We start from the raw sequence: 11,592 nt of genomic DNA on the forward strand, positions 1-11,592 counted from the left end.
ACCAATATGATGCTTAAACCGTTTGCATATCTTATGTAAGCGTTTAATTCGCCGTATATATAGGGATCAGCAAGTTTCAGGCCAGTATTGGTGTATGATCATATATGGGGCGTTTGGCAAAATGATGACATGATCGATAAGCCATTATGATTATAGGACATTCTCAACATTACGTTATGTTTACTCAACTATTTGTTGAGTAGGTAGATAATGATGCAGGTTAGTAGAGCGGTTATGGCTTGCCAAACGAGTACGGGATTACGCTCCATTAAGGGGGGGCGGCTTTTATTAAGGAATGTTTTGTTGGGGTGTCTAAGATCAAATATGAATTCTGATAACTCTTCATATCGTTTATAGGGGTTTGGGTGTACCGCTTTCTTAAGTGTTTCATCGATCCAAGCGGGTGTCTCTCTATCCTCGTCTAAGACCGAGTTGTAATTAAGCTTCTTTTGCGCAGCGGGAGTGCGGGATTTAGAAACTTGAGTGCCGTAAGGAAAACGATTAGATAGCATGTGATAGGTTAAGACGCCTAGTGAATAGAGATCTGAGCGGCTAGTACCTATGTCGCCCAAAAAGTACTCGGGGGCTGTATAAAGTGCTGTGCCTAGTATTTCGCACTGTTCTTGAATTGAGGAAGATTCTACAATACCGGCTATTCTAACTGAGCCAAAGTCAATGATTTTTACCGTGCCGGATGTATCGATCATAATGTTATCGGGCTTTATATCCTGATGAAGAATATCCATTCTATGCAGAGCCCGTAACCCTTTTGCAACTTGCTCTATAATGGCCCGGACAGCTTCAATACTTGGCTTAGGGTTATCAATCATCCACTGCTTTAATGTCTGGCCTTCTATATATTCAGTCGTGGTGTAGAGGAAGTTCCTTTTTCTTGTTTGCTTGCCTGCTTTTAGTACATGGGCGCTATTGATACGGCGAGCGATCCATTCTTCCATTAAAAAACGCTCAAGGTAATCAGGATCACCTCGTAGGTCTATCGATGGGATTTTCAGAATAACGTGTTCATTAGTTTCATCATCTACCGCAAGGTAAACATGACTGCGGCTGGTTGCGTGTATTTCGCGAATAATCTTATACCCATCAAACTGTTCGCGGGGCACGAGTATGGGGGGTAGGGGAAGGTCGTCAACTTGAAGTTGTATATCGTTTGCATCTTGTTGCGGTACAGAATCAATGCGGATAATTTGAATCGTTAAGTTGTCTTTACTACCGGATTCCAATGCATGTTCAACAATTTTTTTGGCTGCTTGATTTAGGTCGTTACTGTTTTCGTTTAATGCATTGTCTATGAAGATAGCGTCTACATACTCATAAACGCCATCGGTTGCTAATATGAAGATGTCGTTTGTTGCGATAGGTACGGATAAAAAATCAAGTTCTAGTTGTGGCTCAATACCGAGTGCGCGACTGAGGTAGCTTTTGTCTTGTGATATCCATAATCGATGGTCTTTAGTGAGCTGTTCTAAAGCATGCTCATGAAACTTATAGATTCTAGAATCGCCAATATGAAACAGATAAGCAGTTGTGCTTTTAATGATCATCGCGCTAAAGGTGCAAACATAACCTTTGTCTTTATCGTAGCGGAAATCGCTGTTTCTTGTTTGTGCGTAAAGCCAAGCGTTTGCTGCGGATAATACTCGCTTTCCTGATGTTTGTACGGACCAAGCATCGGATGTGCAATAGTAATCATCGAGAAAGCTTTTTATCGCTGTTTCGCTTGCTATATGACTGACTTGGCTGCTGCTGATGCCATCGGCAACGGCGCAAGCAATACCTTTAAGGTTCAACTGAGCGTTTGTCGGGATAACAAAACCGTGGAAATCTTGATTGCTCTCTTTACGGCCTTTGTCGGAATATTGCCCAATCGATACAGTAAGTTTGGCTGTCATTATTAGTACCAAAAAGCCCTTCACCTAGATGAGAGGGCTTTTGTTGTGTTATGCAGAAGTGTGCAAAACGGTCAGTCGTTTACACAGGGTGTTTAAGCGATAGCGCGTTTTTTACCTGTTCTGATATGTGTGGTGTAAAGGGTTAAACCTGTAAAGGCTAAACCACCGACTAAGTTACCAAGTGCTGTTGGGATCTCGTTCCAGATAAAGTAATCCATCACTGAGAAATCACCTCCCATAATAATACCCGATGGGAAAAGGAACATGTTGACGACGGAGTGTTCAAATCCCATGAAGAAGAACAGCATTATAGGCATCCACATTGCGAGTACTTTGCCACTTACGGAGGTTGAGATCATTGCACCTACAACACCCATCGATACCATCCAATTGCATAGCATGCCGCGAATAAAAATAGTAAACCAACCGGCTGCGCCATATTCGGCATAACCTAAAGTACGGGACTCACCTACGCTGGCAATTTTTGCACCTACTGCACCTGGGTCCGTATTAAAGCCATAGGTGAAAACGAAGGCCATCATTACCGCTACAGTTAATGCCCCTGCAAAGTTGCCAAGGAAAACTAATCCCCAGTTTCTTAAAACGCCCTGAACGGTTACACCGGGACGTTTATCGAGTAATGCTAGCGGGGTGAGGACGAAAACACCGGTAAGTAAGTCAAAACCCATAAGGTAAAGCATACAAAAGCCAACAGGGAAGAGTATTGCGCCGATTAAAAATACACCGGTTTTAACTGCAACAGTAATGGCAAATACAGCGGCTAGTGCCAATATAGCACCTGCCATATATGCGCGGATTAGAGTGTCACGTGTCGACATGTGAACTTTAGATTCACCTGCGTCCACCATCTTCGTCACAAATTCGGAGGGGAGTAAGTAAGCCATTTTTATTGCCTCATTCAATGTTTAGAATTTTTTAAAAACCGGTGGTTACAGTTCTTTAGGCGAAAAAAAAGCGCACACTACCTTACTCTTTTAAAGAGTAGTTAGTGGACGCCATTGCCCTAGTTCACTGTAATGTTAGTTCGATAGAGAACTATCTGATTGAATTCAAAGCATAAGCTATGCCTATTTTTTTTATTATCTTTTAAAACAGTTGGTTAAGGTTGTTTTTGATTTGTTTTTATATGGATTTTAGACATGAATAAAATAATAGTTGCTAGCTAATTGTGCTTGTCTAATGATTGTGCTCTTTTATGGGGCGGTGATTAGGAGGGATATTGGGATTGATAGGTAGAGGTTGTAGCTTTATTAAGACTTGTAAGACTTAGTTTTCGTCTTACAAGTCGTTAGGAAATCTATTTTCAAGTATCCGATTAAAGCTTCACTTCATTGATTGAAGCGCAGCTATACGTTGATCTAAAGGTGGGTGACTTGCCATAAGTGCCATCAACCCGGATTTCATATGGCTGCTTATTCCGAATGCGGTGAGCTGTCCGGGCATCTGATCTGGCATATCATATTCAGCTTTTAGACGTTGCAAAGCACCGATCATGGCATGATTGCTTGATAGTCGAGCACCTGCTTCGTCAGCACGATATTCACGATATCTTGAGAACCAAGCGACAATAAATGAAGCTAAGACAGCGAAGATCATCTCAAAGATAAATACAGTTATGTAGTAACCAATACCTGTACCTGCTGGGCTGTTGTCATTACTGTTCTTTAAAAAGCTATCTACAGCGTAACCAGCAATACGGGCGAAGAACATAACAAAAGTATTAATAACCCCTTGCACTAAAGTCATGGTTACCATATCACCATTGGCAACATGGCCTATCTCATGGGCCATAACAGCCTTTACTTCTTCTCGCTGGAATCGCTGTAGTAATCCTAAGCTGACGGCAACTAAAGCATCGTTTTTATTCCAGCCGGTAGCAAATGCATTGGCTTGTTGGGCAGGGAATATGCCAACTTCAGGCATTTTAATGCCAGCTTTTTCTGAAAGTTCAGCTACTGTATCAAGTAACCATTGCTCATCAGCGTTACGGGCATGAGTTATGATCTCCGTACCCGTGGACATTTTTGCCATTTTTTTGGATAGGAAAAGGGAGATAAAAGAGCCAATAAAGCCAAATACAGCACAAAAAATGAGTAGGCTGGTTAGATTTAGGCCAGAACTTGATATGTAGTGCTCTACACCGAGTAAATTCAGTGTGATACTGGCTACAATTAATACGGCAATATTAGTGAGCAGAAAAAGGCCGATACGCATCATCTGTGTCTATGTTCCTATTATAAAAAGTTGTTACTTAGATTAGGGCGCAAGGGGAAAGTTTCAAGTGAATTAATCCTGTTTGTTTGTATAGTTTTTTCGATTGATTAGGCAAATAGAAGAACTTTCAACATAGCTGGTGTAGAGCGCAACACAGGCCTATAATGCGTGATTTTTTTGATCCTCATTATCTAGGAATCTTAATGCATACAATCTTGAGCGAAGTTAAAAAGCAGTTGTCTAATTCAGACAATGAAGCGCGTAGAATTTTTCACGGGCGTGGGCACTGCTTTGAAGGCTTTGAGCATTTGGTTATTGATTGGTTTCCTCCTTACGCGGTTGCTAGATTTTATCGTGATGTTGAGCCTGATTGGATTGAAACGTTAAGTGAGGCACTTAACGAGCTGCCGCAGATTAAGGGATTGGTGGTGCAGCAGCGCTCGCGTGGCAAAGGCGTAAACCAAGATGTGGCTTGGGGAGAGGTTCCAGAGCTAATGGAAACTCAGGAACTTGGATTGTCTTATTATGTTAAGCCGCAACGCAATCAAAACAGTGGTTTGTTTTTAGATATGCGTGAAGGCCGACGGTGGATTAAGGATAATGGGAATCAAAAACGTGTGCTGAACCTTTTTTCCTACACTTGTGCCTTTTCTGTTGCTGCCATTGCAGGCGGGGCAGATCATGTTGTTAATGTAGATATGTCTAAAGGGGCGATAAGTACAGGGCGTGATAACCACCGATTAAATGGTATTAAAGGTGATAGAGTCACGTTTCTGGCTTATGATCTATTTAGATCTTGGAAGCGAGTGCGTCAACTGGGGCCTTATGATGTGATTGTTATAGATCCACCTAGTTTTCAGCCTGGTAGTTTTGTGGCGGAAAAAGATTATCGTAAAGTGATTCGACGTTTGAGTGATCTCACAGAATCGGGAAGCCAAGTTTTGGCATGCCATAATGACCCTAAAAATGGCACTGAATTTTTAAAACAGCTGATGTTAGACGAATGCCCAGACTTTACGTTTGTTGAGCGTTTAAGTAACCCTGAAGATTTTCCAGAAGCAGAGTTAGAAAAAGGGTTAAAAGTGTTGTTGTATGCTAGGGAGAGATGAGTGGAATTAATTTGTATTGATCTAGAAGCAAGTGGATTGGGCGCGGAGTCTTATCCTATTGAGATTGCTTGGATTAATGATGAAACCGGTGAGCAGGATAGTTTTCTAATTAATCCTGAATCAGCAGCTGGCTGGCATTATTGGGATGAGCATGCGGAAGAGATGCATGGTATAGATCGTGATGATTTGGTCAGCAAAGGTTTAGATATAGTTAATGCCTGTAAGCGTATGAATAAAATGTTGACAGGAAAAACGTTGATTAGCGATGCTTTTGAATTTGATCTGTTTTGGCTAAGCCGTTTATTTGAGGCTACAGGTATTCAGCCGAGTTTTAGAATGGCGGGTTTAGATCGAATATTAAATAAAGAGCAACGTATTCAGTTCAGCTTTTTAGCAAAAGCACAATTTAGACGTCATCGTGCGTTGCAGGATGTTGAGGATATTATTAAATGTATTAAAGCGGTAACGCTGCAAGGGCCTGAAACAGCTTGATCGGTTCTGATTAGTCTAAAAAGCGACAAGAATAATCTGTTATCCGTCGCTTTATTTACTGCGATATAAATTAAGCTAGACTGTTTAAGCCTGAATCTAAAAGCAGTGCTTCTTCGAGCGCATCATAAGTATCAGATGAAATTCCAGCTAAAACGGCTATATCGTCGGGAAACTGTTCTTTTAGAACTTCGGTTGATTCACCTTTATGTGCGGCAGAATGTATTAATGTTGCTAAGTTTACAATAGCTGCAAGAGGTGAGGGGGTGTCAGCGCTGGCAGGATGTTTATATTGCAGTATTGCTTCGCCTAGTTCTTTAGGAAATTTCCACATATTAAGTAGTGCTTGCCCCGCTTCTTGCGAAGTAAAGCCAAAACACTCTTTCTCTGCCTCATCACGACTACAGTTCGATTCTTCAATTAAAGCTTGGATTGTTTGAGCTTGTATAGGGTCGGCTAAATGAAGTAAGAGTTGTCCGATGTTATGAATTAATCCTGCAGTAAAAGCCACGTCTGGGTTTATTTGAGAGCCTTGTTCGGCAAGCCATTTTGACAATGCAGCAACTTGAAATGCATCGCTCCAGAATTGCTTAAGATCGATGCCTTTAACTTCTTGAACCGAACCGGCAATGCCTGATGCAATGACGAGTGTTTTGAGGCGAACCATGCCTAACATTACAACAGCTTGCTCAATGGATGATACTTTGCGGCTTAAACCAAAGTGGGCAGAATTGACGAGCCGAAGAATTTTTAAAGAGAGGGTTTGGTCATTAGATACTTTTTTAGCAATTTCACCGTAATCAGCTGCTGGGTTGTTTAATTGCTGTATTAGTTGCCTAACGACGTCAGGAACGTTGGGCAATCTATCCGTTTGTTTGAGTAGTTCACGAATCTCCATAATATCCCTTATAGCTCAGATTTTTATTAGGTACTTCAAAACGGAGGCTAAATATATTTTGATGTACGCTATTTTTATTAGACGGGGAGGGTTTATAAGAGAGGTTCTGAGAAAAAGCGGCTAAGTTAGCCGCCTTTTGATTTCTCATTGCTGATTGAGAACTAAGCCTTCAATCTGCTCACGAATCTCTTCGTATTGCCCCATCTCTTCAGGCATGAAGTACAGCTTGTAAAAGCAACGGTCAATTAGGCGCGCTTTTTTATCATTCACTGTTTCTTTGTATGAACCGTACAGGTAATTCATCTGAAGGTGAATTACACGAGTATGAGGTGGTACAGTCACTTCATGATGTTCAAGATCAAAGCGAACCTTACTTTCTTTTATCGTGTAAAACGATATTTCTGCTACATGCGTAAGGTTAATAAGAAAGTTCGATGTAACAGGCACTAAGTGTCGCTGCTCCAAACCATTATGTTCCATGTAGATGCCGCAGTTTTTTCTTACCTTAATAAACATGTTTAGTTCCACTAATTCAAAAGGCTATTTATATTACGATTTTAGTATAAGACGGTTTGGTGACAATGTCTTTACAAAATAGGCCACTCAATGAGTGGCCTAGTTGATTATTGCTTATAGGTTTTCAGAAAAACTCCAATACGTTCAATGGCATCTTCAAGCACATCTTCTCTAGGTAAAAAAACTAACCTAAAGTGTTGAGTGTCTGGAACATTAAATCCGCTACCTTGAACAATTAATACTTTTTGTTGAAGGAGAAGATCCAGTGCCATTTTTTCGTCATTCTTAATCGGGTGTACTTCTGGATCCAGTTTAGGGAATAGGTAGAGAGCCCCTTCGGGTTTTTCACAGCTGACCCCAGGAATGTCGTTAAGCATCTCCCAAGCTAAGTTGCGCTGCTCATATAAACGACCACCGGGAGTGATTAATTCATTAATGCTCTGGTATCCACCTAAGGCTGTTTGGATTGCATGCTGCGTAGGCACGTTTGAGCATAAGCGCATGCTGGATAGCATATCTAAACCATCAATGTAGTCTCGTGCATGATACTTAGGCCCGCTGACAATCATCCAGCCAGAGCGAAAACCTGCGGCGCGGTATGATTTTGATAAACCATTAAAAGAGATAAACAGAACGTCTTCCGCCAGTGAGGCGAGTGAAGTGTGTTCCACCTCATCATAAAGGATCTTGTCGTATATCTCGTCAGCAAAAACAATAAGGTTATGTTCGCGAGCGAGATCAACGATCTGCTCAAGCACTGCTTTGGGGTAGACCGCACCAGTAGGGTTGTTTGGGTTGATAACCACTATACCTTTGGTGCGCTCAGTTATCTTGTTGCGGATATCTTCGATGTCCGGCGCCCAGCCTTTTTCCTCATCACAGTGATAGTGCACTGGGGTACCGCTACTTAAACTAACTGCGGCGGTCCATAGCGGGTAATCGGGTGCAGGGATTAGCATCTCATCTGAATCGTTAAGCAGGCCTTGCATGGCCATGACGATCAGTTCTGATACACCATTGCCTATATAAATGTCTTCGATGCCTACATTACGGATTCCGTTTTTCTGACACTCTTGCATCACCGCTTTACGGGCGGAAAACAAACCTTTTGAATCGATATAGCCTTGGGAGGCGGGTAGGTTGTAAATTACATCCTGTACGATCTCTTCTGGCGCATCAAATCCCCATGGGGCTGGGTTGCCAATGTTTAATTTAAGAATTCGTTGGCCTTCCTCTTCAAGGCGTTTTGCTTCTTGAAGAACAGGTCCGCGAATGTCATAGCAAACATTGATTAGCTTGTTTGATTTACGGATTACTGGCATTTTTATGTCCTGCGGAACATCAGCTGGAATCTATAGAGCTGTATGTTGTCCTATTACAATGTGGCTAAATCGGTATGATTAGCCTCTAAAAAAAGAGAATAATCATACGCCTTTTATTTCGCGAAACCTATAGATACAGGGCTCTGTAGCATTATTAGTTGTAGATTATTTAAGGTTCTGGAGAAGTTATGAGTGATAAAAAAGAAAAAATAAGTCGGACAGATGATGAATGGCGCGAAGTTTTATCGCCAGCTGAGTTTAATGTGTGCCGTGAAAAAGGAACAGAACGGCCATTTACCGGTGAATATTATAATACCCACCAGCAGGGCACTTATTTATGTAAATGTTGCGGTGAGACTTTATTTAGCTCGGAGCATAAATACGATTCAGGCTGTGGATGGCCTAGTTTTTTCCAGCCTAATATGAAAAGTGTTGTAGCAGAACATCATGATGCTTCTCATGGCATGGTGCGAACAGAAGTTACTTGTGCGAGGTGTGATGCCCATTTAGGACATGTTTTTACTGATGGACCGCAGCCAACAGGGCTTCGTTATTGCATTAACTCAGCCTCATTGGATTTTGATGAGGAGTCTGTTTAAAGTCATGAAGAGTTTTCAATGGATTTATGAGCATGCAAAGCAGCATAAGCTGGAGGATGATATAGAGTTTTTGCTCCCTCAGCCTTTAGAAACAGAAGAGCTTGCTTTGATAGCAGATGATCGCTTGTTGAGTGTTATGTCACGAAGGGTGTTTCGCGCTGGATTGAAACACGCTTTAGTTGACAGTAAATGGCCTGAATTCGAGAAAGCTTTCTTTGGCTTTGATCCTGAAAAGATTAGTTTGATGAGTGATGAGCAGCTCGAAAAACTGATGCAGAATGATAAGATTATTAGGCATTGGGGTAAGATTAAAGCGACTCGCAATAATGCGTTAATGGTCCATGAGCTAGCTCTAAATAAAGGTAGCTTTGCACGATTTTTAGCTGATTGGCCCACTTCAGATATTGTTGGTTTGTGGGCTTACCTTAAAAAGCATGGTCAGCAGCTTGGTGGTAATTCGGGTGCTTATTTTTTAAGAATGGTAGGGAAGGATTCTTTTATTCTAACCGATGATGTGGTCGCAGCATTGAAAGCTCAAGGGGTTATCGATAAAAAGCCGACGGCCAAACGTGATCTGCAAAAAGTGCAGGATTGTTTTAATCTTTGGCAAGTAGAATCGGGGCGGCCTTTAAGTCAAATTAGCCGTTTATTATCATTTACTGTTGGTTGGTAGTTGTTGCGTTTTAGTAGGGATATCAGAGACTTTACCCTCCCCTGAGATCCCTAGTTTTAGGTTTAGTTGAATTGAATAAAGTCTAGTAGTTGTTTGTCATTCACGACTAGATTCATATTTTCAGTCACTAGCTCATTAATTATTTTAATATTTTCTTGCTCTGATGGAGTGCCAACAAATGTGTGCTGCTTCTCATTTGTATAGCTGCCTGTGTAGCGTTTACTACCTTTTGTTAGGTCTACATTAATTTTCATATCTAAATTAACGGTTTGTTTGAGTCCATGTTTTTCTACTTGGTAATTTAGATTGATAAGATTCACTTTCATTGTATATTCGCCTTTAAAGAAGCGGCGAATCCCCATATCCTCTAACGCGTGTTCGGTGGAGTGTTTTAGTAGGGCTACACTGTCTTTTAGAATGATTTCAGGGGCTGGTGTTTCGTCTGTTGCTCGGTAACCTATGACTTTGTTTGTTCTTAGATCTTGGGCTTGGACATCTATAAGTATCTCTTTATCCAGCTTTCGCGAGACCTGTAGTTCTGGGTGGATATCTATTACTTGTGAATTTAACGATGCGCAGCCCGTAGATAGCATTAGCAATGCTGCAGGAAAAATCATTTTTAAAGAATAGGTCGATAGCATTGAATTACTCCATATCCGTTATAGGGCGTGGGCTCAAACCGTTAATGAAAGCGGCTAAAGTATTTTCTAGTTTCCGTATCGGTGGTTTGCCTGGTTTCTCTAGCCATACTTCACCACTATAATTGTCGACGCTGATAAAGTAATCATTATCAGGTTCTGGGCATGCAATAAAAAAGGTCAGTGGCCGTTTTTGCTGACGTTTAGATAGTGCATGACCTATTAAGTTGCCTCGTAGCCGTTCTAAATCTTCTTCATTCCAAGGTTGCAGTAAGCATAAATCGCCATCCGCTGATTTTGCAGGGATAGGGTCAGACCAGTAGCGACTGTAGTACTCAATAATATCTTGATGTACTTCTTCTTCAAGGGCCGCGCTTAAACGAGTAAACATATCATTGGCTTTTAGTTGGCGTGTAGGACGCCAATCTGCTAAAGAGCCGTCACTCGTTTTATTTAAATAGCAAAGGGATGGCCAGTCCTCATCAAATCTTATTTTGGGGGGGGTGGGCTGTATGGCTATCAGTTTGTTAATAAATTGATCCATTGCATAACTAACAGAGCTTTCTGACATACGATACCTTAGCTGTTATTCGAACGTTATTAATGTGATATTGAGCGGATTAGATTAAACGCCATTTTAACGTATTTGGTTTACAAATACTGGTATATGAGAGGGTAAACAGAATGAATGTATTGGTTTATTAGTTAGAGGTTAGGTCGTGGTTGATAGCTTGGTTTACTATTTACGGGAACATAATGATTTCATTACAGTTTCTATTTAACTTACTGATTTTGTACAAAGAATAAGCAGTAATGATCTTTTTCTTTTTTTTTATTTGAAACGTTTGACATGCACATTAAAACCCGTAAAATTCGCACTCCGTTTGAGGCGCTAAGTTGATGTCTTTAGCGGGTTGGCGATCGTCACTTAAGGTGGAGGTCGCGGGTTCGAGTCCCGTATTATGTGGAGTGGTAGTTCACTTTGTTGGGATAGCGGTCTGTCACTGATAGTGGAGATCGAGGTCGCGGGTTCGAGTCCCGTATACGTGGAGTGGTAGTTCAGTTGGTTAGAATACCTGCCTGTCACGCAGGGGGTCGCGGGTTCGAGTCCCGTCCATTCCGCCAATCTTTCTTTTCGAAATGCTGAGAAGATCGTATAAAAGCTAATCTGCTTAGTGGGCGTGTAGCTCAGTTGGGAGAGCG

12 protein-coding genes and 1 tRNA gene are annotated in these 11,592 nt (G+C 41.5%); 5 read left to right on the forward strand and 8 right to left on the reverse strand.

From position 1 onward, the window contains the following. Window positions 1-188: 188 nt before the first annotated feature. From A3774_RS10375 to htpX, 3 genes are all read right to left on the reverse strand, one after another. Complete coding sequence (locus A3774_RS10375) at window positions 189-1,910, reverse strand: bifunctional protein-serine/threonine kinase/phosphatase (RefSeq protein WP_067866926.1); 1,722 nt, start codon at window positions 1,908-1,910, stop codon at window positions 189-191. A 92-nt stretch (window positions 1,911-2,002) separates the two neighbouring features. Continuing rightward, window positions 2,003-2,815, reverse strand: a complete 813-nt coding sequence (locus A3774_RS10380) for a formate/nitrite transporter family protein (RefSeq protein ID WP_067866928.1) — start codon at window positions 2,813-2,815, stop codon at window positions 2,003-2,005. 439 nt (window positions 2,816-3,254) lie between these two features. Further along, on the reverse strand, window positions 3,255-4,148 hold the full coding sequence (gene htpX, locus A3774_RS10385) for a protease HtpX (protein ID WP_067866930.1): 894 nt from the start codon (window positions 4,146-4,148) through the stop codon (window positions 3,255-3,257). A gap of 200 nt (window positions 4,149-4,348) precedes the next feature. Here htpX and A3774_RS10390 point away from each other — a divergent pair, with 200 nt between their 5' ends. Beyond that, window positions 4,349-5,254 carry a class I SAM-dependent methyltransferase gene (locus A3774_RS10390; RefSeq protein ID WP_067866956.1) on the forward strand — a complete coding sequence of 302 codons (906 nt, stop codon included), beginning with the start codon at window positions 4,349-4,351 and terminating at the stop codon, window positions 5,252-5,254. Next, a complete protein-coding gene (locus A3774_RS10395; protein WP_067866932.1) occupies window positions 5,255-5,746 on the forward strand; it encodes a 3'-5' exonuclease in 492 nt (163 codons plus the stop codon). A gap of 70 nt (window positions 5,747-5,816) precedes the next feature. On the opposite strand, the gene A3774_RS10400 is transcribed toward A3774_RS10395, so the two are convergent. The 3 genes from A3774_RS10400 to A3774_RS10410 all read right to left on the reverse strand — a co-directional run bounded on the left by A3774_RS10400 (window position 5,817) and on the right by A3774_RS10410 (window position 8,479). Then, on the reverse strand, window positions 5,817-6,641 hold the full coding sequence (locus tag A3774_RS10400; RefSeq protein ID WP_067866934.1) for an HDOD domain-containing protein: 825 nt from the start codon (window positions 6,639-6,641) through the stop codon (window positions 5,817-5,819). A gap of 144 nt (window positions 6,642-6,785) precedes the next feature. Next, entirely contained in the window at window positions 6,786-7,157 is a 372-nt protein-coding gene (locus tag A3774_RS10405; RefSeq protein ID WP_067866935.1) for a hypothetical protein, read from the reverse strand. Between the two features lie 107 nt (window positions 7,158-7,264). Beyond that, window positions 7,265-8,479, reverse strand: a complete 1,215-nt coding sequence (locus A3774_RS10410; RefSeq protein WP_067866937.1) for a pyridoxal phosphate-dependent aminotransferase — start codon at window positions 8,477-8,479, stop codon at window positions 7,265-7,267. Window positions 8,480-8,667: 188 nt separating this feature from the next. Between A3774_RS10410 and msrB the strand changes: the two genes are divergently transcribed. After that, window positions 8,668-9,078 (forward strand): peptide-methionine (R)-S-oxide reductase MsrB, encoded by a 411-nt coding sequence (gene msrB / locus A3774_RS10415; protein ID WP_067866939.1) that lies wholly within the window; start codon window positions 8,668-8,670, stop codon window positions 9,076-9,078. Window positions 9,079-9,082: 4 nt separating this feature from the next. Beyond that, window positions 9,083-9,751: a DNA-3-methyladenine glycosylase I gene (locus A3774_RS10420; protein WP_067866942.1), complete on the forward strand. Its 669-nt coding sequence runs from the start codon at window positions 9,083-9,085 to the stop codon at window positions 9,749-9,751. A gap of 62 nt (window positions 9,752-9,813) precedes the next feature. Here the strand turns inward: A3774_RS10420 and A3774_RS10425 are convergent, their stop codons facing one another. Together A3774_RS10425 and A3774_RS10430 are read right to left on the reverse strand one after the other, a co-directional pair. After that, on the reverse strand, window positions 9,814-10,392 hold the full coding sequence (locus A3774_RS10425) for a YajG family lipoprotein (protein ID WP_067866944.1): 579 nt from the start codon (window positions 10,390-10,392) through the stop codon (window positions 9,814-9,816). A gap of 4 nt (window positions 10,393-10,396) precedes the next feature. Next, a complete protein-coding gene (locus A3774_RS10430; RefSeq protein WP_067866946.1) occupies window positions 10,397-10,960 on the reverse strand; it encodes a SecY-interacting protein Syd in 564 nt (187 codons plus the stop codon). 477 nt (window positions 10,961-11,437) lie between these two features. Here A3774_RS10430 and A3774_RS10435 point away from each other — a divergent pair. Continuing rightward, window positions 11,438-11,514, forward strand: a tRNA-Asp gene (locus tag A3774_RS10435). Window positions 11,515-11,592: the final 78 nt, after the last annotated feature.

The organism is Neptuniibacter marinus (assembly GCF_001597725.1).
GTDB classification, from domain to species: Bacteria; Pseudomonadota; Gammaproteobacteria; order Pseudomonadales; family Balneatricaceae; genus Neptuniibacter; species Neptuniibacter marinus.

Coding starts and splice junctions, on each gene's coding strand:
- A3774_RS10375 (WP_067866926.1), bottom strand. CDS start 1,910: ATGACAGCCAAACTTACTGTATCGATTGGGCAATATTCCGACAAAGGC.
- A3774_RS10380 (WP_067866928.1), bottom strand. CDS start 2,815: ATGGCTTACTTACTCCCCTCCGAATTTGTGACGAAGATGGTGGACGCA.
- htpX (WP_067866930.1), bottom strand. CDS start 4,148: ATGATGCGTATCGGCCTTTTTCTGCTCACTAATATTGCCGTATTAATT.
- A3774_RS10390 (WP_067866956.1), top strand. CDS start 4,349: ATGCATACAATCTTGAGCGAAGTTAAAAAGCAGTTGTCTAATTCAGAC.
- A3774_RS10400 (WP_067866934.1), bottom strand. CDS start 6,641: ATGGAGATTCGTGAACTACTCAAACAAACGGATAGATTGCCCAACGTT.
- A3774_RS10405 (WP_067866935.1), bottom strand. CDS start 7,157: ATGTTTATTAAGGTAAGAAAAAACTGCGGCATCTACATGGAACATAAT.
- A3774_RS10410 (WP_067866937.1), bottom strand. CDS start 8,479: ATGCCAGTAATCCGTAAATCAAACAAGCTAATCAATGTTTGCTATGAC.
- msrB (WP_067866939.1), top strand. CDS start 8,668: ATGAGTGATAAAAAAGAAAAAATAAGTCGGACAGATGATGAATGGCGC.
- A3774_RS10420 (WP_067866942.1), top strand. CDS start 9,083: ATGAAGAGTTTTCAATGGATTTATGAGCATGCAAAGCAGCATAAGCTG.
- A3774_RS10425 (WP_067866944.1), bottom strand. CDS start 10,392: ATGCTATCGACCTATTCTTTAAAAATGATTTTTCCTGCAGCATTGCTA.
- A3774_RS10430 (WP_067866946.1), bottom strand. CDS start 10,960: ATGTCAGAAAGCTCTGTTAGTTATGCAATGGATCAATTTATTAACAAA.